Origin of the sequence: Pseudomonas migulae, assembly GCF_043225285.1 — a bacterium.
Classification (GTDB): Bacteria; Pseudomonadota; Gammaproteobacteria; order Pseudomonadales; family Pseudomonadaceae; genus Aquipseudomonas; species Aquipseudomonas migulae_C.
This window is the reverse complement of sequence record NZ_CP171224.1, coordinates 2,834,285-2,856,623: the sequence shown is the minus strand read 5'-3', so window position 1 is coordinate 2,856,623 and position 22,339 is coordinate 2,834,285. Positions and strand designations below refer to the sequence as shown.

General features: G+C 60.5%; 24 protein-coding genes. 15 read left to right on the top strand and 9 right to left on the bottom strand.

All coding sequences use genetic code 11. The annotated features are described in order from the left end of the window. Positions 1-18 precede the first annotated feature (18 nt). The gene (locus ACF6ZU_RS13215; RefSeq protein WP_392893084.1) at positions 19-1,095 is read left to right on the top strand and encodes an aminopeptidase; all 1,077 of its coding nucleotides are present in this window, start codon (positions 19-21) and stop codon (positions 1,093-1,095) included. 115 nt (positions 1,096-1,210) lie between these two features. Here ACF6ZU_RS13215 and ACF6ZU_RS13210 read toward each other — a convergent pair whose 3' ends face one another. Both ACF6ZU_RS13210 and ACF6ZU_RS13205 read right to left on the bottom strand, forming a co-directional pair. Beyond that, the gene (locus tag ACF6ZU_RS13210) at positions 1,211-1,861 is read right to left on the bottom strand and encodes an HAD family hydrolase (RefSeq protein WP_392893082.1); all 651 of its coding nucleotides are present in this window, start codon (positions 1,859-1,861) and stop codon (positions 1,211-1,213) included. 27 nt (positions 1,862-1,888) lie between these two features. Then, on the bottom strand, positions 1,889-2,434 hold the full coding sequence (locus ACF6ZU_RS13205; RefSeq protein ID WP_392893080.1) for a gamma carbonic anhydrase family protein: 546 nt from the start codon (positions 2,432-2,434) through the stop codon (positions 1,889-1,891). 89 nt (positions 2,435-2,523) lie between these two features. Here ACF6ZU_RS13205 and prlC point away from each other — a divergent pair, with 89 nt between their 5' ends. Further along, positions 2,524-4,575 (top strand): oligopeptidase A, encoded by a 2,052-nt coding sequence (prlC, locus tag ACF6ZU_RS13200; protein ID WP_392893077.1) that lies wholly within the window; start codon positions 2,524-2,526, stop codon positions 4,573-4,575. Further along, the gene (locus ACF6ZU_RS13195) at positions 4,572-4,856 is read left to right on the top strand and encodes a YheV family putative zinc ribbon protein (RefSeq protein ID WP_392893075.1); all 285 of its coding nucleotides are present in this window, start codon (positions 4,572-4,574) and stop codon (positions 4,854-4,856) included. The genes prlC and ACF6ZU_RS13195 overlap by 4 nt, the downstream gene beginning before the upstream one ends. Positions 4,857-4,900: 44 nt before the next feature. On the opposite strand, the gene ACF6ZU_RS13190 is transcribed toward ACF6ZU_RS13195, so the two are convergent. Further along, complete coding sequence (locus ACF6ZU_RS13190; RefSeq protein ID WP_392893073.1) at positions 4,901-5,542, bottom strand: tyrosine-protein phosphatase; 642 nt, start codon at positions 5,540-5,542, stop codon at positions 4,901-4,903. A 194-nt stretch (positions 5,543-5,736) separates the two neighbouring features. After that, a complete protein-coding gene (locus ACF6ZU_RS13185; RefSeq protein ID WP_392893071.1) occupies positions 5,737-6,042 on the bottom strand; it encodes a hypothetical protein in 306 nt (101 codons plus the stop codon). Positions 6,043-6,243: 201 nt separating this feature from the next. Between ACF6ZU_RS13185 and ACF6ZU_RS13180 the strand changes: the two genes are divergently transcribed. The 3 genes from ACF6ZU_RS13180 to ACF6ZU_RS13170 all read left to right on the top strand — a co-directional run bounded on the left by ACF6ZU_RS13180 (position 6,244) and on the right by ACF6ZU_RS13170 (position 9,895). Then, positions 6,244-7,302 carry a PA0069 family radical SAM protein gene (locus tag ACF6ZU_RS13180; RefSeq protein ID WP_392893069.1) on the top strand — a complete coding sequence of 353 codons (1,059 nt, stop codon included), beginning with the start codon at positions 6,244-6,246 and terminating at the stop codon, positions 7,300-7,302. A gap of 244 nt (positions 7,303-7,546) precedes the next feature. Then, the gene (locus ACF6ZU_RS13175) at positions 7,547-8,278 is read left to right on the top strand and encodes a carbonic anhydrase (protein ID WP_392893067.1); all 732 of its coding nucleotides are present in this window, start codon (positions 7,547-7,549) and stop codon (positions 8,276-8,278) included. Between the two features lie 90 nt (positions 8,279-8,368). Continuing rightward, the gene (locus tag ACF6ZU_RS13170; protein ID WP_392893065.1) at positions 8,369-9,895 is read left to right on the top strand and encodes a SulP family inorganic anion transporter; all 1,527 of its coding nucleotides are present in this window, start codon (positions 8,369-8,371) and stop codon (positions 9,893-9,895) included. A gap of 100 nt (positions 9,896-9,995) precedes the next feature. Here the strand turns inward: ACF6ZU_RS13170 and ACF6ZU_RS13165 are convergent, their stop codons facing one another. Then, on the bottom strand, positions 9,996-10,646 hold the full coding sequence (locus ACF6ZU_RS13165; RefSeq protein WP_392893062.1) for a hypothetical protein: 651 nt from the start codon (positions 10,644-10,646) through the stop codon (positions 9,996-9,998). A 371-nt stretch (positions 10,647-11,017) separates the two neighbouring features. On the opposite strand from ACF6ZU_RS13165, the gene coxB reads away from it, so the two are divergent. From coxB to ACF6ZU_RS13145, 4 genes are all read left to right on the top strand, one after another. After that, positions 11,018-12,145 carry a cytochrome c oxidase subunit II gene (gene coxB, locus ACF6ZU_RS13160; protein ID WP_392893060.1) on the top strand — a complete coding sequence of 376 codons (1,128 nt, stop codon included), beginning with the start codon at positions 11,018-11,020 and terminating at the stop codon, positions 12,143-12,145. Between the two features lie 82 nt (positions 12,146-12,227). After that, positions 12,228-13,814 (top strand): cytochrome c oxidase subunit I, encoded by a 1,587-nt coding sequence (gene ctaD, locus ACF6ZU_RS13155; protein ID WP_392893058.1) that lies wholly within the window; start codon positions 12,228-12,230, stop codon positions 13,812-13,814. A gap of 143 nt (positions 13,815-13,957) precedes the next feature. Then, a complete protein-coding gene (locus ACF6ZU_RS13150) occupies positions 13,958-14,509 on the top strand; it encodes a cytochrome c oxidase assembly protein (RefSeq protein ID WP_392893056.1) in 552 nt (183 codons plus the stop codon). Between the two features lie 24 nt (positions 14,510-14,533). After that, complete coding sequence (locus ACF6ZU_RS13145; RefSeq protein ID WP_392893054.1) at positions 14,534-15,421, top strand: cytochrome c oxidase subunit 3; 888 nt, start codon at positions 14,534-14,536, stop codon at positions 15,419-15,421. A 4-nt stretch (positions 15,422-15,425) separates the two neighbouring features. On the opposite strand, the gene ACF6ZU_RS13140 is transcribed toward ACF6ZU_RS13145, so the two are convergent. Further along, positions 15,426-15,629, bottom strand: coding sequence for a twin transmembrane helix small protein (locus tag ACF6ZU_RS13140; RefSeq protein WP_008064738.1), 204 nt, complete (start codon positions 15,627-15,629; stop codon positions 15,426-15,428). A gap of 70 nt (positions 15,630-15,699) precedes the next feature. Between ACF6ZU_RS13140 and ACF6ZU_RS13135 the strand changes: the two genes are divergently transcribed. Genes ACF6ZU_RS13135 through ACF6ZU_RS13115 form a run of 5 tightly spaced genes read left to right on the top strand, consistent with a single transcriptional unit; the run spans position 15,700 to position 19,602 of the window. Next, the gene (locus ACF6ZU_RS13135; RefSeq protein WP_392893051.1) at positions 15,700-16,440 is read left to right on the top strand and encodes an SURF1 family protein; all 741 of its coding nucleotides are present in this window, start codon (positions 15,700-15,702) and stop codon (positions 16,438-16,440) included. Further along, complete coding sequence (locus ACF6ZU_RS13130) at positions 16,406-16,999, top strand: hypothetical protein (RefSeq protein WP_392893049.1); 594 nt, start codon at positions 16,406-16,408, stop codon at positions 16,997-16,999. The genes ACF6ZU_RS13135 and ACF6ZU_RS13130 overlap by 35 nt, the downstream gene beginning before the upstream one ends. A 10-nt stretch (positions 17,000-17,009) precedes the next feature. Further along, positions 17,010-18,083, top strand: coding sequence for a heme A synthase (locus ACF6ZU_RS13125; protein WP_392893047.1), 1,074 nt, complete (start codon positions 17,010-17,012; stop codon positions 18,081-18,083). Beyond that, on the top strand, positions 18,071-18,970 hold the full coding sequence (gene cyoE / locus ACF6ZU_RS13120; RefSeq protein WP_392893045.1) for a heme o synthase: 900 nt from the start codon (positions 18,071-18,073) through the stop codon (positions 18,968-18,970). The genes ACF6ZU_RS13125 and cyoE overlap by 13 nt, the downstream gene beginning before the upstream one ends. Then, positions 18,967-19,602 carry an SCO family protein gene (locus tag ACF6ZU_RS13115; protein ID WP_392893043.1) on the top strand — a complete coding sequence of 212 codons (636 nt, stop codon included), beginning with the start codon at positions 18,967-18,969 and terminating at the stop codon, positions 19,600-19,602. Before cyoE ends, ACF6ZU_RS13115 begins: the two co-directional genes overlap by 4 nt. A gap of 146 nt (positions 19,603-19,748) precedes the next feature. On the opposite strand, the gene ACF6ZU_RS13110 is transcribed toward ACF6ZU_RS13115, so the two are convergent. From ACF6ZU_RS13110 to ACF6ZU_RS13100, 3 genes are all read right to left on the bottom strand, one after another. Further along, on the bottom strand, positions 19,749-20,519 hold the full coding sequence (locus ACF6ZU_RS13110; protein WP_392893041.1) for a MetQ/NlpA family ABC transporter substrate-binding protein: 771 nt from the start codon (positions 20,517-20,519) through the stop codon (positions 19,749-19,751). A gap of 77 nt (positions 20,520-20,596) precedes the next feature. Beyond that, positions 20,597-21,271 carry a methionine ABC transporter permease gene (locus tag ACF6ZU_RS13105; protein WP_392893039.1) on the bottom strand — a complete coding sequence of 225 codons (675 nt, stop codon included), beginning with the start codon at positions 21,269-21,271 and terminating at the stop codon, positions 20,597-20,599. Further along, entirely contained in the window at positions 21,271-22,278 is a 1,008-nt protein-coding gene (locus ACF6ZU_RS13100) for a methionine ABC transporter ATP-binding protein (protein ID WP_392893037.1), read from the bottom strand. The genes ACF6ZU_RS13105 and ACF6ZU_RS13100 overlap by 1 nt, the downstream gene beginning before the upstream one ends. Positions 22,279-22,339 lie beyond the last annotated feature (61 nt).

Here is a 22,339-nt window from a genome sequence, read left to right as displayed (position 1 = left end):
TCCAGGGATGATTTTATTTTGATCAGGCCGCTTCCAAGCCTTGGGTTACTTGATCGCGTTTTGCGCGTTTTGTTTCCGGGTGTGTTGTTTTTGTTGCTCAACGGTTGCGCCAGCGTCAGCTACTACGGCCAGTTGGCCAGCGGTCAGCTGCAGTTGCTGCGGGCCCGGGAACCGGTTGCCGAGGTGATTGCGGATCCTTCTCGCGACCAGAAGCTGCGTGTCCATCTGACGCAGTCGCAAAAGGCGCGCACGTTTGCCAGCCAACAGCTGCACCTGCCGGATAACCAGAGCTACCGTCTGTACGCCGACATTGGCCGACCGTTCGTCGTCTGGAACGTGTTCGCCACCCCGGAGTTTTCCCTGACACCGCAAAACCATTGTTTCCCCATCGCCGGTTGCGTGGCCTACCGCGGCTACTACACCCAGAGTGCCGCCCGTGGTGAGGCGGCGGTGCTGCGACTGCAAGGTATGGACGTGTCGATCGGCGGTGTCGAGGCGTATTCGACGCTCGGATGGTTCAACGATCCGATCATCAGTTCGATGATGGGCTGGGGCGATGAGCGGTTGGCGACGCTGATCTTCCATGAACTGGCGCACCAGCGTTTTTATGTGAAGGACGACACCGAGTTCAACGAGTCTTTCGCCACGTTCGTCGAGCAGGAAGGCACCCGGCAATGGCGGGCGCATCGAGGGCTGGCGCCGGACAACGGCGCCCAGGCACAGCAACGGGATCAATTTATCCAGCTGGTTCTGGATACCCGCACGCGGCTTGAACAGCTGTATGTCCAGCCGCTGTCCGTCGGGGAGATGCGTCAACGCAAAGCAGCAGAATTCGAGCGGTTGCGCGCCGAATACCGGCAGATGCGCGACAAGCAATGGGCCGGGGATAAACGCTATGACGCCTGGATAAACGCGCCGATGAACAATGCGCGGTTGTTGCCGTTTGGTTTGTACGATCAGTGGGTGCCAGCGTTTGTGGCGTTGTTCAAACAGAATGGTGGGGATTGGGTGGCGTTTTATGCGGCGGTCGAGAAACTGGGAGCTTTAGAGGCTACTCAGCGCAAGGCGGCATTGAAATCGTTGGCGGGGTCGTAAAACTTCGGAGGCTGAACGGCCCTCATCGCGAGCAGGCTCGCTCCCACACTGGACCTGTGCTTGACACAAAATCTCTGTGGGAGCGAGACCGGGCTTGCCGGTGATGGCGGTTTAATCAGCGCCGCAAAAACGCCTGGTGCATCTCATCCAGCGTTTCAAAATGATAGGCCGGCGCTTCCGCGCTCAATTCCTCGCGGCTGCCAAACCCATAACCCACCGCCGCTGCGTCCAGCCCGTTGCTGCGTGCGCCGATCAGGTCGTGTTTGCGGTCACCGATCATCAGGGTGCTCGCCGGGTCCAGGCCTTCCTCGGCCATCAGGTGGGCGATCAACTCGACTTTGTTGGTCCGCGTGCCATCCAGTTCGCTGCCGTAAATCACTTTGAAGTGTTTGGCGAAATCGAAATGCCGGGCGATTTCACGGGCGAAAATCCAAGGCTTGGACGTCGCGATGTACAGCTGGCGCCCTTGCCCGCCAAGGGTTTCAAGCAGCGGCGTGACGCCATCGAACACACGATTCTCGTAGAGGCCGGTGACCTTGAAACGCTCGCGATAGAAATTCACCGCTTCCCAGGCTTTCGGCTCATCGAAGTCGTAAAACTGCATGAACGCCTGCAACAACGGCGGGCCGATGAAGTGTTCGAGTTTGGTCAGGTCGGGTTCATCGATCCCCAGTTTGCCCAGGGCGAACTGGATCGAACGGGTGATGCCCTCGCGAGGGTCGGTCAGGGTGCCATCGAGGTCGAACAATACGGTTTGATAATGCATGTTGAATCCTGAATAAGAATGCCGGGGTCAGAGCTGGTCGTAGCCTTCGGCCAGATGCAGGTCCTTGAGCTTCACGTAGTTCGCCGCGCTGTAGGTGAAAAAGGCGTTTTCCTTGTCTGTCAGCGGACGGACCTGTTTCACAGGACTACCGACATACAGGAAACCGCTGACAAGGCGTTTGCCCGGAGGCACCAGACTGCCGGCACCGATGATCACGTCATCCTCGACCACCGCACCGTCCATGACGATGCTGCCCATGCCGATGAGCACCCGGCTGCCGACACGGCAACCATGGAGCATGACTTTGTGCGCGATGGTCACGTCGTCGCCGATCAGCAACGGAAAGCCATCGGGGTTGAACGGTCCGGCGTGGGTGATGTGCAGCACGCAGCCGTCCTGAACGCTGGTGCGCGCGCCGATACGGATGCGGTGCATGTCGCCGCGGATCACCGTCAGCGGCCAGACAGAGCTGTCTTCGCCGATTTCGACGTCGCCGATCACCACCGCCGAGCCGTCGACAAAAGCGCCTTTGCCCAGCAGCGGCGTGTGGTTCTGATACTTGCGAAGGGTCACGATAGGGTTTCTCTCTGTTGCCGATAGCTGCGGTGAGCGTCGATTGTAATTAAGATGGCCGCATGTTTCTTCCAGCCAAGGTGCCAAACGTGAGCGTGAACAACCCTCTTTTGCAGTCCTACGACCTGCCGCCGTTCTCGGCGATCCGGGCCGAACACGTGCAACCGGCCATTGAACAGATCCTGGCTGACAACCGCGCCGCGATTATCGAGATCCTCAAAACCCAGGGCAAACAACCGACCTGGGCCGGCCTGGTGCTGGCGATGGACGAACTCAACGATCGCCTGGGCGCCGCGTGGAGCCCGGTCAGCCACCTGAATGCCGTGTGCAACAGCGCCGAATTGCGCGAAGCCTACGAATCCTGCCTGCCGGCCCTGAGCGCCTACTCTACCGAGCTGGGCCAGAACCGCGAACTGTTCGAGGCTTTCGAAGCCCTGGCCAACAGCCCGGAAGCCGCCGGTTTCGACGTGGCGCAGAAAACGATCCTGGAACACTCCCTGCGCGACTTCCGTCTGTCGGGTATCGATCTGCCTGAAGCCGAGCAAAAGCGCTACGCCGAAGTGCAGAGCAAATTGTCGGAACTGGGCAGCCGCTTCTCCAACCAGTTGCTCGACGCGACCCAGGCCTGGACCAAGCACGTCACCGACGAAGCCGCCCTCGCGGGCCTGACCGACTCGGCCAAGGCGCAAATGGCCGCTGCCGCCCAGGCCAAAGGTCTGGAAGGTTTCCTGATCACCCTGGAATTCCCGAGCTATTACGCGGTGATGACCTACGCCCAGGACCGCGCCCTGCGTGAGGAAGTCTACGCCGCCTACTGCACCCGCGCGTCGGACCAGGGCCCGAATGCCGGCCAGAACGATAACGGCCCGGTCATGGAAGAAATCCTCGACCTGCGCCAGGAGCTGGCAAAACTGTTGGGCTTCGGCAGTTTCTCGGAGCTGAGCCTGGCCACCAAAATGGCTGAATCCAGCGATCAGGTGCTGAGTTTCCTGCGCGACCTGGCCAAACGCAGCAAACCGTTCGCCGCTCAGGATCTGGAGCAGCTCAAGGCCTACGCCGCCGAACAGGGCTGCCCGGACCTGCAAAGCTGGGACAGCGGTTTCTACGGTGAAAAACTCCGCGAACAACGTTACAGCGTTGCCCAGGAAGCCCTTCGCGCTTACTTCCCGATCGATAAAGTGCTGAGCGGCCTGTTCGCCATCGTGCAACGCCTGTACGGCATCGAAATCGCCGAGCAGAAAGGCTTCGACACCTGGCACCCGGATGTTCGCCTGTTCGAAATCAAGGAAAACGGCCAGCACGTCGGCCGCTTCTTCTTCGACCTCTACGCCCGCGCCAACAAGCGCGGCGGTGCCTGGATGGACGGCGCCCGCGACCGTCGCCGCACCGCTGAAGGCGTGCTGCAAAGCCCGGTGGCCAACCTGGTGTGCAACTTCACCCCGGCCGACAGCGGCAAGCCCGCGCTGCTGACCCACGACGAAGTGACCACGCTGTTCCACGAATTCGGCCACGGCCTGCACCACCTGCTGACCCGCGTCGAACATGCCGGCGTGTCCGGTATCAACGGCGTGGCGTGGGATGCGGTCGAGTTGCCAAGCCAGTTCATGGAAAACTGGTGCTGGGAGCCGGAAGGTCTGGCGCTGATTTCCGGTCACTACGAAACCGGTGAGCCGCTGCCGCAGGACCTGCTGGGCAAAATGCTCGCCGCGAAGAACTTCCAGTCCGGCCTGATGATGGTGCGTCAGCTCGAATTCTCGCTGTTCGACTTCGAACTGCACGCCACCCACGGCGATGGCCGCAGCGTGCTGCAAGTGCTCGAAGGCGTACGCGACGAAGTCTCGGTCATGCGTCCTCCAGCCTACAACCGCTTCCCGAACAGCTTCGCGCACATCTTCGCCGGTGGTTATGCGGCGGGTTACTACAGCTACAAGTGGGCAGAAGTGCTGTCCGCCGACGCGTTCTCGAAGTTCGAAGAAGACGGCGTGCTCAATGCCGACACCGGTCGGGCGTTCCGCGAAGCGATCCTGGCACGTGGCGGTTCCCAGGAGCCGATGGTGCTGTTCGTCGACTTCCGTGGCCGTGCCCCGTCGATTGACGCACTCTTGCGCCACAGCGGCCTGAGTGAGGATGCAGCAGCATGAGCGAGGGGCCTGTGAAGACGAAGAAACGCTTCATCGCCGGGGCGGTCTGCCCGGCGTGCAGCGAACCCGACAAATTGATGATGTGGAACGAAGACGAGGTGCCGCACCGCGAGTGCGTGGCCTGCGGTTATTCCGACACATTGAATGAGCAGGGTCTGTCGGTGCCCAAGGAATTGGGCACCCGGGTTAACACATCGGCGCTGAAGGCACCGGATGCCAAGGTACAGGCGGTACAGTTTTTCCCGAACCCGAAGCTGAAGAAAAAGCCTGACGAACACTGAGTGCAGCCATCACCTCCCGCAGTGCAATGCTGCGGGAGGCGTTGTCACTCGACGTGGGCCGACTTGAACCAGCTTTTCATCGAACAGGCTGCAAATGGACTCGTGCTGCACTCGCCGTTGGCCAGTGCCGAGCGCAACTTGTCGGCATCCGCCTGCATCATGTATCGAACACCGTCCTTGAAGTGGGTGCTGTCACCGAAACCACCCTGGGTCATCTCGTTCAGCGCATCCTCTTTGCTCCAGCCCTGAATGACCACCCGGTACATGGCCGCCATCAGGCCGGTGCGATCCGAACCATGCTTGCAATGCATCAGCACCGGGCCTTTGGCTTCGGCGGCCTGAATGGCACGAAGCGCCGTGAGCACTTGCGCATCATCCACGTGATTGGTGCGGTACGGCAGCTGGACTTGTTCTATTCCAGGTGTGGCCAACCAGCTTGAATCGGACTCGGGCAGAAAGTTGATCACGGTGGCCACCTTGAGCCGGGTCAGCAGCGGGACCGCGCCCTGGTCAGGTAACGCACTTCGGTAGAGGGTCGGGGACATCTGGAACAGGTTGTACTGCACCTCGACCGGTTGAGCCCACTCTGCAGGACGAGGCACCACCGCGTCGTCAGCATGGGCGAGCGACAGGTTAAAAAGTGCGACCAGCGACAGGCACATCGCAGGGATAAGGCGTAGGAACATGCTCGGCGACCGTATGGAAAAGAGGCGGATGACGACGCCAGATTGAGCCCGCCACGGTCAAAGGCCTGTGAGCCCTCTGTCAAAGAATTGTGAACCCGCTACTTTTACGCCTCTATTCCAATGAAAGAGTGTTCCATTCGCCTGTGACAACTAAGCCTGTGTGAATTTTCGCACCGGCTTAGTTATAAACCTGATTATGGATTGATGATGCGCGAATAGGCTTTTGCCAGAGCCAACAGCTTTTCCTTGTCATCGTTGTCAATATCGCCATCGCCGTCCACATCACGGTTTACTGCCTTGATGCTGAAGGACTGACCGCCATCGTTCGACACCGCCGTCACGTACACGGAATCGACCAAGGTCTCTGTGGGCGCTTCATCCACGGCATCCCAGCCGGATGCCTTGCGAGCAAGTTGCAGGGAAACTTGCGCTTCCCGGGGATTGGTAATACTCGGAGCCAACAACTGAAGAAAGATACCGCGCTGATTGAAAAACGACATTTATTAATTCCATTTAATGAGTGAATACACGCAACTTCGTGCGCAACCGATACTACTTATCAAGTTGGCTTCCGGGCTATTCGCTATATGTTTCCCGGCATTGCGGAAAGTTGCGCTTGCTCCATCAGGGCGCCGAACGGCACTGGCCGGCTCGCCAAACCTTCGATACTGTATGCACATACAGTTATGAGTATCTGCCCGATGAGTACTCCTTTGCCACCCCGTGGTCGCGGTACCGCCACCAACCCGCACAACCGCTTCGCGCCGAATCGTTCGGTGGCGGAGGATGATGGCTGGTATCAGGAAGCGCCGGTGACCCAAGGCACCGAAGTGCGCATCGAAACCGCGAAAACCATCATCACCCGCAACAACTCGCCGGACCTGCCGTTCGATCGTTCGATCAACCCCTATCGTGGCTGCGAGCACGGATGCATTTATTGTTACGCACGGCCCAGCCATGCCTATTGGGACATGTCACCGGGACTGGATTTCGAAACAAAGCTGATTGCCAAGACCAATGCCGCCGATGTGCTGGAGGAACAGCTGTCCAAACGCGGCTATCAATGCGCGCCGATTAACCTGGGCTCCAACACCGACCCGTACCAGCCTATCGAACGCGAACACAAAATCACCCGCAAAACCCTGGAAGTGTTGCTGCGCTACCGTCACCCGGTGACGATCATCACCAAGGGCTCGCTGATTCTGCGCGACCTCGACCTGCTGGCCGAACTCGCGGAACAACGATTGGTGGCGGTGATGATCAGCCTGACCACCCTGGACGATGAACTCAAACGTATCCTCGAACCCCGTGCCGCCGCGCCCAAGGCCCGTCTGCGGGCGATCCGCGTGATGCGTGACGCTGGTATCCCGGTGGGTGTGCTGTGTTCACCGATGATTCCGATGATCAACGACAGCGAGCTCGAAAGCCTGTTGGCGGAAGCGCAGGCGGCCGGCGCGCAAAGCGCGGCGTACATGATGTTGCGTCTGCCGCTGGAAGTGGCGCCGTTGTTCGAAGAATGGCTGGCGGCCCATTATCCTCAGCGCGCTGCCCATGTGCTGAGCCTGATCCGCCAGAGCCGCGGCGGTGAGCTCTACGACAGTCGATTCGGCAGCCGGATGCGAGGCGAAGGCCCATTTGCCGACCTGCTGGCGCAACGCTTTGCCAAGACCATCAAACGCCTGGGGCTCAATCGACGGGAAGGCTTCAACCTGGATTGCGACGCCTTCTGTCCGCCAGGTCGCCAGATGTCGTTGATTTGAGGACAATTGACCTATGGTTGAGTAGCGGCAAACGTGCGGTGCATTTAGGCTGGTCACGTTTTTTGTGACCTGGAACACACGTTTTAGAGCGGTTGATTCAGTTTGAGTTAAGTTTCGGCCGCTACCTTGTTCATCGAGTGACTGACGGGTCGAGATTTCTCGCCTGGATGTTTTTTAGACAGCCACTGGCTTCACACCGGACAAAACGGGAAAATTCCCTGACTCCGCCAATGAGGATGAATTCATGAGTGACAAGGATAAACAGCCGTTGGCTGCGTCGGTTCCAGCCCAACCCGAGGCGGAAACTGCCGATGCAGCGTTGAAGCATATTGTTGACGGCTTTTTGCATTTTCATCATGAGATCTTTCCGCAGCAGGAAGAGCTCTTCAAAAAACTCGCTACGGCTCAACAGCCACGGGCGATGTTCATTACCTGCGCTGACTCGCGCATCGTGCCCGAACTGATTACCCACAGTTCACCGGGCGATCTGTTCGTGACCCGTAACGTTGGCAACGTCGTACCGCCTTACGGCCAGATGAACGGTGGCGTTTCCACCGCCATCGAGTACGCGGTCCTGGCGCTGGGCGTGCAGCACATCATCATCTGCGGCCACTCCGATTGCGGCGCGATGCGCGCGGTGCTCAACCCCGACAGCCTGGAAAAGATGCCCACGGTCAAAGCTTGGCTACGGCATGCGGAAGTCGCGAAAACCATGGTGCACGACAACTGCAACTGCACCGACGAAAACGAGACGATGCATATCCTCACCGAGGAAAATGTCATCGCCCAATTGCAGCACTTGCGTACCCATCCTTCGGTAGCCTCGCGCATGGCGAACGGTCATCTGTTCATCCATGGTTGGGTCTACGACATCGAAACCAGCGCAATCAAGGCTTATGACGCGGACCAGGGTGGTTTCCTGCCGCTCGATGGCAGCCATCCGATTCCGGTGGCGACGCCCAAAGCGCGCTTCTAAATCTTCCAAAAAATCTGTGTGGTTTGACCCCGGCCGCTGTTTCAGCGGTCCGGCCTTGCCATGCCTGAAGAAAACTTCGGGAGAATGAATATGCGTGCAGCGCAACTCAAAGCTGTTCTGCCACGGGAGCTGCTCGCTTCAGTGGTTGTGTTTCTGGTCGCCCTGCCCTTGTGCATGGGCATCGCCATCGCCTCCGGGTTACCACCGGCCAAAGGCTTGATCACCGGCATCGTCGGTGGGCTGGTCGTGGGTTGGCTCGCGGGTTCGCCGCAGCAAGTCAGCGGTCCGGCGGCGGGCCTGGCTGTTCTGGTATTCGAACTGGTGCGCCAGCACGGGATCGCCATGCTGGGGCCGATTCTGCTGCTGGCGGGTTTTCTGCAATTGGTCGCCGGACGTTTGAAGCTGGGCTGCTGGTTTCGGGTCACGGCGCCAGCGGTGGTGTACGGCATGCTCGCCGGCATTGGTGTGCTGATCGTGTTGTCGCAGGTGCATGTCATGCTCGACGCCGTGCCGAAACCTTCCGGCCTGGATAACCTGGCGGCCTTTCCAGCGGCGGTGATCCAGGCATTGCCGTCGGTGGGCTGGCAGGCGGGGCTGCTGGGGTTGTCGACGATTGCCGTGATGTGGCTGTGGGAAAAATTGCGCCCGCATTCGCTGCGCTTCATTCCGGGCGCCTTGCTGGGTGTGGGTCTGGCGACCGTAGCCAGCCTGATGCTCGCCTTGCAGGTCAAACGGGTAGAAGTCCCGGCCAATCTGGCAGAAGCCATCGATTGGCTGAAACCGGCGGATTTGCTCAATCTCGCAGACCCGACGTTGCTGATCGCAGCCTTCGCCGTTGCTTTCATCGCCAGCGCCGAGACCCTGCTTTCAGCCGCCGCAGTGGACCGCATGCACAGCGGACCGCGCTCGGATTTCGACCGGGAATTGTCGGCCCAAGGCATCGGCAACATGCTCTGCGGCCTGCTCGGTGCGCTGCCCATGACCGGCGTGATTGTCCGCAGTTCGGCCAACGTTCAGGCCGGCGCCAGCACACGCATGTCGACAATATTCCATGGCCTGTGGCTGCTGGCGTTCGTGTTGCTGCTGTCGAGCGTGCTGCAAAGCATTCCCGTGGCGAGCTTGGCCGGGGTGCTGGTTTACACCGGTTTCAAACTGGTCGACCTCAAGGCCTTTCGAGGTTTGGGCCGCTACGGCCGGATGCCGATGTTCACCTACGCGGCAACGGCGCTGGCGATCATCTTCACTGACTTGCTGACTGGCGTATTGGTCGGCTTCGGCTTGACCCTGGCCAAACTGGCGTGGAAAGCCTCGCGGCTGAAGATCAGTCTGATCGATCTGCCCAAGGAAGGCGAAATGGAGTTGCGACTGATCGGGGCCGCGACCTTTCTCAAGGTGCCGGCACTGACCCAGGTGCTGGGCAGCATTCCCGCAGGCGCGACGGTGCATGTGCCGCTCAACAATTTGAGCTACATCGACCACTCGTGTCTGGAATTGCTGGAGGAATGGGGGCGGGCCAATGCGGCCAAGGGGTCGACGCTGATCATTGAGGCGCGAGGGTTGAAGCGCAGGCTGGAGGGGCGACTAAGAACCACCACCGGCATCGGCTCCACCGCATAACCTTGTAGGAGCCGGCTTGCCGGCGATGAACGAAAACGCGGTTTTTCAGATAAACCGCGTTTTCGTTCATCGCCAGCAAGCTGGCTCCTACAGAGGCGGGTTAGGCGGCAGGCTGGTCCAACTCAAGGCCCACGCCCAACCGGCGCGACATGCACGGCCAGCGCTTCCACGCAGCGCCGGTATCCGGGCTGCTGAGTTTCTCGCGGTAGGCTTCCACCGACTCCAGTGCAAAGCTTTCATCGTCGAGCATGCTGTCCACTGCGTGGTGCACCACTTCATCCAGCTGGTTGGCGAATTCCTCACCGATCAATTGGTGGGCAATGAGGTTGGCGACAGTCATGTCCAAGGGGATCAGTGGCTGGCCAAAATGCTTGATGTACAGGTCGTTGACCTCTTCGACAAACCGGTGCGCCAGATAGGCTTCGTCCAGCAGGCTGTCCAGCCCGACATGGCCATTCATGATGTTCGGCGGCTGGAGGAAGTACTGCTCGGCGATTTTCAGCACCGGCTTGATCTGTGACTCGATACCCGCTTCCCTGGCCACTTCATTGGCTGCATCCAGCAGATCAGGCACTTCATCGATATAGGCCGCGACGAAACGCGTCAGCACGCCGTTGGCATCTGCCTCCGGCAACTGGATCGACGGGTGCAGGTGAGGCAGCTTGCTTTCCAGCTGACGCGTCAGCAGGCCGGTCTCGGCCTCGTGTTGTTGGGCTTTTTGGATCTGCTCGCGCAATGCGGCGGTGTTCATGAAAACTCCAGGAAACAAAGGCAATGAAATAGGGAAGACATAACTTAGCTGGCTTACGAAAAATGCTAAGACGCATTTGTCATAATTGTTTCATCCTTGAGACGCCCCCGTTATATCGGTTTGCCACCACTCGTCTGCATCCTTCTCCATTCGTGACCTAGAACGCAAGTCCCAGCTGTTTCAGATGATTTACGCCCTCACATTGCGAGGTCGCACTCCCTGTCTATACTCGGGTTGGAATGGAGTTAGCTGATGACGTCCGACTGCACACGCAGCAAGACCCGGCGATTCAAGTTCGTAGTCTGAAAATGCCGCTCCCTTGCCGCAGGTGAAAGCCGGCGGGATAACAAGAACGATAAGGGGAACCCGCAATGATGCGACATCCACACGTCTGGATGGGCCTCCTGTTGTGGTCGATTTTCAGTCAGGCGCAAGCTGCCTGGACTGTGAATATGGCGCCGGGAGCGACTGAAATCAGTCACGCAGTATTTGACCTGCACATGACCATTTTCTGGATCTGTGTAGTGATCGGCATCATCGTCTTCGGCGCCATGTTCTGGTCGATGATCCTCCACCGCCGCTCGACCGGGCAGGTGGCCGCAAAATTTCATGAAAGCACCACCGTCGAAATCCTCTGGACCATCGTGCCCTTCCTGATCCTGGTGGCCATGGCGATTCCAGCGACGGCGACCCTGATCAAGATGTACGACGCCAGTGAGCCGGATATCGATATCCAGGTCACCGGCTATCAGTGGAAGTGGCACTACAAATACCTGGGCCAGGACGTCGAGTTCTTCAGCAACCTGGCCACCCCCGCCGACCAGATTCACAACAAGGAGGCCAAGGGCGAGCACTACTTGCTCGAGGTCGACAAGCCGCTGGTGCTGCCGATTGGCGCCAAGGTGCGCTTTCTCGTGACCTCAGCCGACGTCATCCACTCCTGGTGGGTGCCCGCCTTCGCCGTCAAACGCGATGCGATCCCCGGTTTCGTCAACGAAGCCTGGACCCGCGTCGACAAGCCCGGTCTCTACCGTGGCCAGTGCGCCGAGTTGTGCGGCAAGGATCACGGCTTCATGCCGATCGTGGTCGAGGTCAAGGAAAAGGCCGATTACGAGAAATGGCTGGGTGAACGCAAAGCCGAGGCCCTGCAGCTCAAAGAGCTGACCAGCAAGGAATGGACCCTCGACGAGCTCAAGGAACGGGGCGACAAGATCTATCACACCACCTGCGTGGCCTGTCACCAGGCCGAAGGCCAGGGTCTGCCGCCGATGTTCCCGGCGCTCAAAGGCTCGAAAATCGCCACCGGACCTAAGGAAGGCCACCTGAGCATTGTCTTCCACGGCAAGCCTGGTACCGCGATGGCGGCGTTCGGCAAGCAGCTCTCGGAAGTCGATATCGCGGCGGTCGTGACCTACGAACGTAACGCCTGGGGCAACAACAAAGGCGACATGGTCACTCCCAAGGAAGTGCTGGAGCTGAAACAGGCGGAAAGCAAATGACCCGGCCTATTGCGCAAACCAGGAATCGGTCGGGGCTGCGCGCCCCGGCCTGCCCAGCCCATCTGTCTGCAGGAGACACGCCATGAGCGCCGTCATCGATGACCATGGTCATGCCGACCACGCCCACGGCCCCGCCAAAGGCCTGATGCGGTGGGTGCTGACCACCAACCACAAGGACATCGGCACGTTGTACCTGTGGTTCGCGTTTTCCATGTTCCTGCTCGGTGGTTCGTTCGCGATGGTGATTCGCGCCGAGCTGTTCCAGCCGGGGCTGCAAATCGTCGAGCCGGCGTTCTTCAACCAGATGACTACCATGCACGGTCTGGTGATGGTGTTCGGCGCGGTGATGCCGGCGTTTGTCGGCCTCGCCAACTGGATGATCCCGTTGATGATCGGCGCGCCGGACATGGCCCTGCCACGGATGAACAACTTCAGCTTCTGGCTGTTGCCGGCGGCGTTCATCCTGTTGGTCTCGACCCTGTTCACTCCCGGCGGTGGACCGAACTTCGGCTGGACGTTCTACGCCCCGCTGTCGACCACCTACGCCCCGGAAAGCGTGACGTTCTTCATCTTCGCCATCCACCTGATGGGGATCAGTTCGATCATGGGTGCGATCAACGTGATCGCCACCATCCTCAACCTGCGCGCCCCCGGCATGACGTTGATGAAAATGCCGCTGTTCGTCTGGACCTGGCTGATCACCGCGTTCCTGCTGATCGCGGTGATGCCGGTGCTGGCCGGTTGCGTGACGATGATGCTGATGGACATCCACTTCGGCACCAGTTTCTTCAGTGCCGCCGGTGGCGGTGACCCGGTGTTGTTCCAGCATGTGTTCTGGTTCTTCGGTCACCCCGAGGTGTACATCATGATCCTGCCGGCCTTCGGCGCCGTCAGCTCGATCATTCCGACCTTCTCGCGCAAACCGCTGTTCGGCTACACCTCGATGGTCTACGCCACGGCGAGCATCGCGTTCCTGTCGTTCATCGTCTGGGCGCACCACATGTTCGTGGTCGGCATTCCACTGGTGGGCGAGCTGTTCTTCATGTACGCCACGCTGCTGATCGCCGTGCCCACCGGGGTGAAGGTGTTCAACTGGGCGAGCACCATGTGGCAAGGCTCGCTGACCTTCGAGACGCCGATGCTGTTTGCCGTGGCGTTCGTGATCCTGTTCTCCATCGGCGGTTTCTCCGGGCTGATGCTGGCCATCGCGCCGGCGGACTTCCAGTACCAGGACACCTACTTCGTGGTCGCGCACTTCCACTACGTGCTGGTACCGGGAGCGATCTTCGGGATTTTCGCCTCGGCCTACTACTGGCTGCCGAAGTGGACCGGGCACATGTACGACGAAACCCTCGGCAAGCTGCATTTCTGGCTTTCGTTCATCGGCATGAACATGGCGTTCTTCCCGATGCACTTCGTGGGGCTGGCCGGCATGCCGCGGCGGATTCCGGACTACAACCTGCAATTCGCCGACTTCAACATGGTGTCGTCGATCGGCGCCTTCATGTTCGGCGCCACGCAGATTTTCTTCCTGTTCATCGTGATCAAGACCATTCGCAGCGGCCCGCCGGCACCAGCCAAACCGTGGGATGGCGCGGAAGGCCTGGAGTGGAGCATCCCGTCACCGGCGCCGTATCACACGTTCACCACGCCGCCGGAAGTGAAATGAAATGAGCGCCAGGGCCTTTGTGGGAGCGAGCCTGCTCGCGATGGTCGTCAACGATCACGCTGTAAGCCTGACACCCTGTGGTGTTCTCAGGTTTTTCGCGAGCAGGCTCGCTCCTACAGGGTTTGGTGTGGAGGCTGGACATCATGGCTGATTCGATTTCGATGAAAAAACTGGTCACCCGCCTGTTGCTGGTGGTGGTGGCGATGTTCGTCTTCGGGTTTGCCCTGGTGCCGATCTACGACGTGATGTGCAAGGCGTTCGGCATCAACGGCAAGACCGCTGGGCAGTATGAAGGCGAGCAGACGGTCGATGCGTCGCGACAGGTGCGGGTGCAGTTCCTGTCGACCAACTCCGCCGACATGTCCTGGGACTTCTACCCCAAGAGCGATGAGCTGACGGCCCATCCCGGCGCGGTCAACGAGATGATCTTCATCGCCCACAACCCGACCGACAAGCCGATGAGCGCGCAAGCGGTGCCGAGCATCGCACCGAGCAACGCCGCGGCGTATTTCCACAAGACCGAATGTTTCTGCTTTACCCAGCAAGTGCTGCAGCCCGGTCAACGGATCGAGATGCCGGTACGTTTCATCGTTGATCGCGACATGCCCAAGGATGTGAAGCACCTGACGCTGTCCTACACGCTGTTCGATATCACCGCCCGACATCCACCGGTGGCTGTAAATACTGGCGGCTAGCGTGCCCGATAAGGAGAACAATAAATGGCAACTCATGAGCACTATTACGTACCGGCCCAGAGCAAATGGCCGATCATCGCCACCGTCGGCATGTTCGTCACCGTGTTCGGCCTGGCGACCTGGTTCAACGACCTGAAAGCGGCGCGGCCGGAATCCCACGGCCCGCTGATCTTTTTCGTCGGTGGCCTGCTGCTGGCGTACATGCTGTTCGGCTGGTTCGGCACGGTGGTCAAGGAAGGTCGCGCCGGGCTGTACAGCGCACAGATGGACCGCTCGTTCCGCTGGGGCATGAGCTGGTTCATTTTCTCGGAGGTGATGTTCTTCATCGCCTTCTTCGGTGCGCTGTTTTATGTGCGTCACGTGTCCGGGCCGGCACTCGGCGGTGAAGGCACCAAAGGCATCGCGCACATGCTGTGGCCTGCCTTCGAGTGGACCTGGCCCCTGCTGAACAACCCAGATTCCAAGCTGTTCCCGCCGCCCAAGGAAGTCATCAGCCCCTGGGGCCTTCCATTGCTCAACACCATTCTGTTGGTGAGTTCCAGCGTCACCGTGACCATCGCCCACCACGCCTTGAAAAAGGGTCATCGCGGCGCGTTGAAAATCTGGCTGGCGATCACCGTGTTGCTGGGCTGCGCGTTCCTCGGCTTCCAGGCTGAAGAATACATGCACGCCTACCACGAACTGGGCCTGACGCTCGGTTCGGGCATCTACGGCGCGACCTTCTTCATGCTCACCGGTTTCCACGGCGCCCACGTGACCATCGGCACCATCATCCTGTTCGTGATGCTGATGCGGATCATGCGCGGGCACTTCGACGCCGATCATCAGTTCGGCTTCGAGGCGGCGAGTTGGTATTGGCACTTCGTGGACGTGGTGTGGATCGGGCTGTTCGTTTTCGTCTACGTGCTATGAGGCCTTACCAAGGCGCGTGAGAAACCAGCTGGCCGCTGAAAAAACCCCAGGCGATCAAGCCGACGGTGATGGCGGCCAGCGCTACACGAACACTCAAGGCAATGACGAGGCGGTTCGAGCTGCTGTCGTCCTTGACCAGAAAAAACAGGCCGCTGAACAGGCTGACAACCGTGGCAATCAGCATCAGGACGATGGCTGCTTTGAGCATGGTGGGACTCCGGGGGACAGGCGATGCACTTGAGTATAGCTATCGCGACCAACGACTTTCTGGCGACGCCATGAAGCGCTTTCGCCCGGGCGTCGTGCCGACGCTGGTGGTCGCCCTCCTGCTGCCGTTGCTGGTGTCGCTCGGCTTCTGGCAATTGAGCCGCGGCGCCGAGAAAAGCGCGCTGCTGCACACCTACGCCGAGCGCCGCGCCGCCGAACCGATGGCCAGCACCGAACTGCTGCACAGCGAAGATCCGGCCTTTCGCCGCGTCCGCCTGCACGGCCAGTTCGACGCCGCGCACAGCCTGCTGCTGGATAACCGCCAGCGCGACGGCAAGGTCGGCGTCGAGCTGCTGCAACCGTTTCAGGACCAGGCCACCGGGCTGTGGCTGCTGGTCAATCGCGGCTGGCTGCCGTGGCCGGACCGGCGCACTCCGCCGCAATTCACCACACCAACCCAGGCGTTGAGCCTGGATGCATGGGTCTACGTGTCTCCCGGCGCAACCTTTCAGCTGCACGCCGACCCGAACACCACCATCTGGCCTGAGCTGGTCACCGCCGTCGAGCCGGCGAAGCTCTGGACGGCGCTGGAGCGTGAGGGTTTTGCCTACGAATTACGCGCAGAACCAGGCGCCGCTACTTATCAGGCCGATTGGCCGGTGGTGGCCATGGGGCCGGAAAAACATATCGCTTATGCCGTGCAGTGGTTCGCCATGTCGATCGCCCTGCTCGGCCTTTTTATCTACCTCGGCTGGCACAACGCAAAGGAGAAACACCATGGGAGCGGCCATGAATCCACCCAGCATGTCTGAGGCGAAAACGCCGGCGAACCGGCGCAAGGGTCGCTTGCAGCTATTGCTGATCCTGCTTGGGGTGATCGGCCCGATGATCCTCGCCACCGGGATGTACAAGTTGCAGTTCTGGGTGCCGGAGGGGCGCAGCTATCACGGCGAACTGATCGGCAACGGCCAGACCCGCGCCGACCTCGGCGTGCAGGCGCAAGAGGAACGCTGGCAGATGCTGGTCACCGCGCCGAAGGATTGCTCGGTGGACTGCCAGCAACTGGTGTACCTGGCGCGGCAAATCCAGATCGGTCTCGGTCGCGACGCCTCCCGCGCCAGCCATGCGCTGGCCGCCGCGCAACCCTTGAGCGCCGAGTACGAAGCCAAGCTCAACCGCGAATACCCGCAACTGCAACGCTACCCGATGGACCTGACCACTTTCAGCAAGACGACAGGCGACAAGACTGTGCCGCAGCTATGGATCATCGATCCTCACGGCAATCTGGTGCTGCGCTACGACCCGACGGTAAAGGGCAAGGATTTGCTCAACGACCTGCGCCATCTGCTGAAACTGTCGAACATCGGATAAGGGCATCGTCATGGCCAAACCTGGATTTCGCCTCGCGTTGTTTGCCACCTTGCTGGCACTGATTGTGGTGCTGCTCGGCGCCTACACCCGCCTGACCCACGCCGGTCTCGGTTGCCCCGACTGGCCGGGGTGCTACGGCTTTATCAGCGTGCCGAAAAGCGAAGCCCAACTGGCCCATGCCGAACTGCATTTTCCCGATGCGCCCGTCGAAGCCCACAAGGGCTGGAACGAGATGGTCCATCGCTACTTCGCCGGCACGCTGGGGCTGTTGATTTCGGTGCTGGCCGGTCGCGCGTGGGTGCATCGTCGTCATCCGGGGCAACCGGTGAAGCTGCCGTTGTTTCTGTTGGCGGTGGTGTTCGCCCAAGCGGCGTTTGGCATGTGGACGGTGACGCTCAAGTTATGGCCGCAAGTGGTGACGGGGCATCTGCTCGGCGGGTTCGCAACGTTGAGTCTGTTGTTCCTGCTGACGCTGCGTCTGTCCGGCGTGCTGCCGGCGCTGACCGTGCCACGGCGCTTGCAGTACTGGGCGACCGCCGGGTTGCTGTTGGTGATCCTGCAAATCGCCCTCGGCGGCTGGGTCAGTTCCAACTACGCCGCCGTCGCCTGCATCGACTTCCCGACCTGCCACGGGCAATGGCTGCCGCCGGCGGACTTCGCCAACGGCTTTCACCTGACCCAACACATCGGCCCCAATTATCTCGGCGGACAACTCGACAGCGATGCCCGCACAGCGATTCACCTGACTCACCGTATCGGCGCGCTGTTGGTGACGCTGGTGCTGCTCGGCCTCGCATGGCAACTGAAAGTTGTCGGCATGACGCGCCTGGCCGGGCTGGTGCTGATCGCTCTCGCCGCACAAATCACCCTCGGCATCAGCAACGTGCTGTTCCACCTGCCGCTGCCGGTGGCCGTCGCGCATAACGCCGGCGGTGCCGCGCTGCTGCTGACGATGGTGCTGGTCAATTACCACGCCCGAACCAGCCTGGTTCGGGTCAAGCAACAAGCACGCTGGCGCTTCAGCCCACGTAAACATTCAGCCGGGCCCATAACAATAAAAGGAGAGATGCCATGGCGACTCTGATCGGCGCACGTCACAACCAGGCGATCTGGCGTGACTACCTGGAGCTGACCAAGCCGAAAGTGGTGGTGCTGATGCTCATCACCTCGCTGGTCGGCATGTTTCTCGCGACCCGCGCCGGGGTGCCGTGGACCGTACTGGTGTTCGGCAATCTGGGGATCGCCTTGTGTGCCGGTGGCGCGGCGGCGGTGAATCATGTGGTGGACCGGCGCATCGATGCGGTGATGGCGCGCACCCACAAACGCCCCTTGGCCGAAGGCCGGGTTTCACCGACGGCGGCGCTGACGTTTGCATTGGTCCTGGCGTTGCTGGGCCAGGCGTTGCTGCTGGCCTTCACCAATCCACTGACGGCGTGGCTGACCCTCGCTTCCTTGCTCGGTTACGCGGTGGTCTACACCGGCTTCCTGAAACGCGCGACACCGCAGAACATCGTCATCGGCGGCCTGGCTGGCGCCGCACCGCCGCTGCTCGGCTGGACCGCCGCCACCGGGCATGTCAGCGCCGAACCGCTGTTGCTGGTGCTGATCATCTTCGCCTGGACCCCGCCGCACTTCTGGGCCCTGGCCATTCACCGCAAAGAGGAATACGCCAAGGCCGACATTCCCATGCTGCCGGTGACCCACGGCGAGCACTACACCAAGATTCATATCCTGCTGTATACCTTCGCGCTGCTGGCCGTGAGCCTGATGCCCTACGTGATCCACATGAGCGGCGTGCTCTACCTGATTTGCGCGCTGGGGCTGGGCGCGAGGTTTCTGCAATGGGCCGTGGTGCTGTACCGTGGCACTCGGCCGCACGCGGCGATCAACACGTTCAAGTACTCTATTTACTACTTGTTCCTGCTGTTTATCGCGCTGCTCGTAGACCACTACTTACTGTTGAACCTATGACTCGAACCCAGAAAACCGTCTTCATCCTTGTTGCCCTGATCGCGCTTGTTCTGGGCCTGACCATCAACAAAGTGCTGTCCGGCAAAGGCCAGGGCGACCCGACCGCATTGATCGACGCCGGGATCATCCTCCTGCCGCAAAGCCGCACCCTGCCGAACGTGACCATGACCGATCAGGACGGCAAACCAGTAGCGGTCAATGAGCTCAAGGACAAGTGGAGCCTGCTGTTCTTCGGCTACACCTTCTGCCCGGATATCTGCCCGACCACCCTCGCCCAGCTGCGCCAGATCAAGAGCGAATTGCCGCCCGAGGCGGTGGATAAATTGCAGATCGTGCTGGTCAGCGTCGACCCGAACCGCGACACGCCCAAGCAACTCAAGCAGTATCTGGGCTACTTCGATCCGCAGTTCCAGGGCCTGACGGCGGCTTCGGTGGAAGACATCCAGAAGCTGGCCAATGCAGTGAGCATTCCGTTTATTCCGGCGGATACCAGCAAGCCGAACTACACGGTTGACCACAGCGGCAACCTGGCGGTGATCGGGCCGGACGGGACGCAGCGCGGGTTCATCCGGGCGCCGTTGAACAACGTGAAGCTGGTGGCGCAGTTGCCCATCATGCTCAAGCGCAAATAACCAATGCACCACCTGTAGGAGCCGGCTTGCCGGCGATGGCGCCCGTGAGATCGCCATCGCCGGCAAGCCGGCTCCTACAAGGGTCGTGTTTCGGGCACAAAAAAGGGGCGCATTTGAATGCGCCCCTTTTTCATTGCTTCAGACGATCAGAACGCCGGCACCACCGCGCCTTTGTACTTCTCGAGAATGAAGGCTTTCACTTCCGGGCTGTGCAGCGCCGCAACCAGTTTCTTCATGTCTTCGCTGTCCTTGTCGTCCGGGCGGGCAACGAGGATGTTCACGTACGGCGAGTCGCTGCCTTCGATGACCAATGCATCCTTGGCCGGATCAAGCTTGGCTTCCAGCGCGTAGTTGGTGTTGATCAGCGCCAGGTCGACCTGGGTCAGCACGCGCGGGATAGTCGCGGCTTCCAGTTCGCGGATTTTCAGGTCCTTGGTGTTCTCGGTGATGTCCTTGACGGTCGACAGGATGTTGTTCGAATCCTTCAACTTGATCACACCAGACTTGGCCAGCAGCAACAGGGCGCGGCCGCCGTTGGTGGCGTCGTTCGGGATCACCACGGTGGCGCCGCCCGGCAGTTCGGTCAGTGCCTTGTACTTGCTGGAGTAAGCGCCCAGCGGTTCCAGGTGCACACCGGCTACGGAAACCAGGTTGGTGCCCTTGGCCTTGTTGAACTCATCGAGGTACGGCTGGTGCTGGAAGAAGTTCGCGTCCAGGCGTTTCTCGGCCACTTGCACGTTCGGCTGAATGTAGTCGGTGAAGACTTTGACTTTCAGGTCCACGCCTTCTTTGGCCAGGGCCGGTTTCACGAATTCGAGGATTTCTGCGTGCGGGACCGGGGTGGCCGCCACGGTCAGGGTGTCGGCGTGGGCGGAAAAGGCCGCAACGGCAGCGAACGCGACGAATAGTTTTTTCATTCAGCTAACTCCTTGTGCGGCGCCGGTTCGCGGCGCCTGCCAGCGATCGGCCGGCTCATGCATTGATTAACAACCGCTTATTTACGCGAAAAGTGTACAACCAGCTTATCGCCCACCGTTTGCAGCACTTGAACCAGCACCAGCAGCAGCACCACCGTGACGATCATGACATCCGTCTGGAAACGCTGGTAACCGAAACGGATCGCCAGGTCACCCAGGCCACCCGCGCCCACCACACCGGCCATGGCCGTGTAAGACACCAGTGTAATCGCTGTCACCGTAATCGCTGCGAAGATGCCCGGACGGGCTTCGGGCAGCAAGGCATTGGTGATGATCTGACGGGTCGTCGCGCCCATGGCCTGGGTCGCTTCGATGATGCCGCGATCCACTTCACGCAGGGCGGTTTCCACCAGACGCGCGAAGAACGGCGTGGCACCGATCACCAGCGGCGGGATCGCGCCGGCGACACCCAGCGAAGTGCCGGTGAGGAACACGGTGAACGGAATCATCACGATCAGCAGGATGATGAACGGCAGCGAACGCAGGATGTTCACCACCAGCGACAACATCGCGTAAACGCCTTTGGCTTCGAGCAACTGACGCGGGCTGCACAGGAACAACAGCACGCCCAGCGGCAGGCCCAGCAGCACGGTGAACAGCAGCGAACCGCCGAGCATGAACAAGGTGTCGCCGGTCGCCAGCCAGATTTCGAACCAGTCGATGTTGGAGAAGAATGCGGTCAGGGCTTCCATCAACGCAGTACCTCCATGTGGACGTCAGCGGCGGTGAAGTGGGCAAACGCCGCTTCCATGTCGCCACCGGTGACCGCGAGGGTCAATTGCCCGTAGGGGATGTCCTTGATGCGGTCGATCCGACCGGCCAGGATGCTGTAGTCCACGCCCGTTTCCCGAGCGACGGTGCCCAGCAAAGGCGCGTAGGTCGCTTCGCCCTGGAAGGTCAGACGCACGATACGGCCCGGTACGTGAGCGAAATCGTCGCGCTGTTCGCTTTCGTCGATCTGCTCGTCTTCCTGCACGAAACGCTTGGTGGTCGGGTGCTTGGGGTGCAGGAACACCTCGGCCACCGAACCTTGCTCGACGATCACGCCGTCGTCCATCACCGCCACCTGGTCGCACACACGACGGATCACGTCCATCTCGTGGGTGATCAGAACGATGGTCAGTTTCAGCTCGCGATTGATCTCGGCCAGCAATTGCAGGACCGACGCCGTGGTCTGCGGGTCCAGGGCGCTGGTGGCTTCATCGCACAGCAGGATTTTCGGCTTGGTCGCCAGGGCGCGGGCGATGCCGACGCGCTGCTTCTGGCCACCGGACAACTGCGCCGGGTACTTTTTGGCGTGGTCGGACAGACCTACCCGCGCCAGCAACTCGGCGACACGCTGGTCGATCTCGCCACGGGACAGTTCGCCGGCGAGGGTTAGCGGCAGCGCGACGTTGTCGGCAACGGTCTTGGACGCCAGCAGGTTGAAGTGCTGGAAAATCATCCCGACCTGCTGACGGAAGCGGCGCAAGCTGTTGGCGTCGAGCGCGGTGACTTCTTCACCGTCGACGAAGATCTTGCCGCCACTGGAGTTCTCCAAGCGATTGATCAGACGCAACAGGGTACTTTTTCCCGCACCGGAATGTCCGATCAGGCCGAAGACCTGGCCGTTCTCAATCGTCAGACTGGTCGGGTGCAGGGCGGGGATATCCTTACCGGCGACGCGGTAGGTTTTATGGACGTTTTGGAACTCGATCACGTAGCGAACCTTGTGGGGCGCGTTGGAAAGGGATCAGCGGTTAGCCGGGCGCGCATTTTAG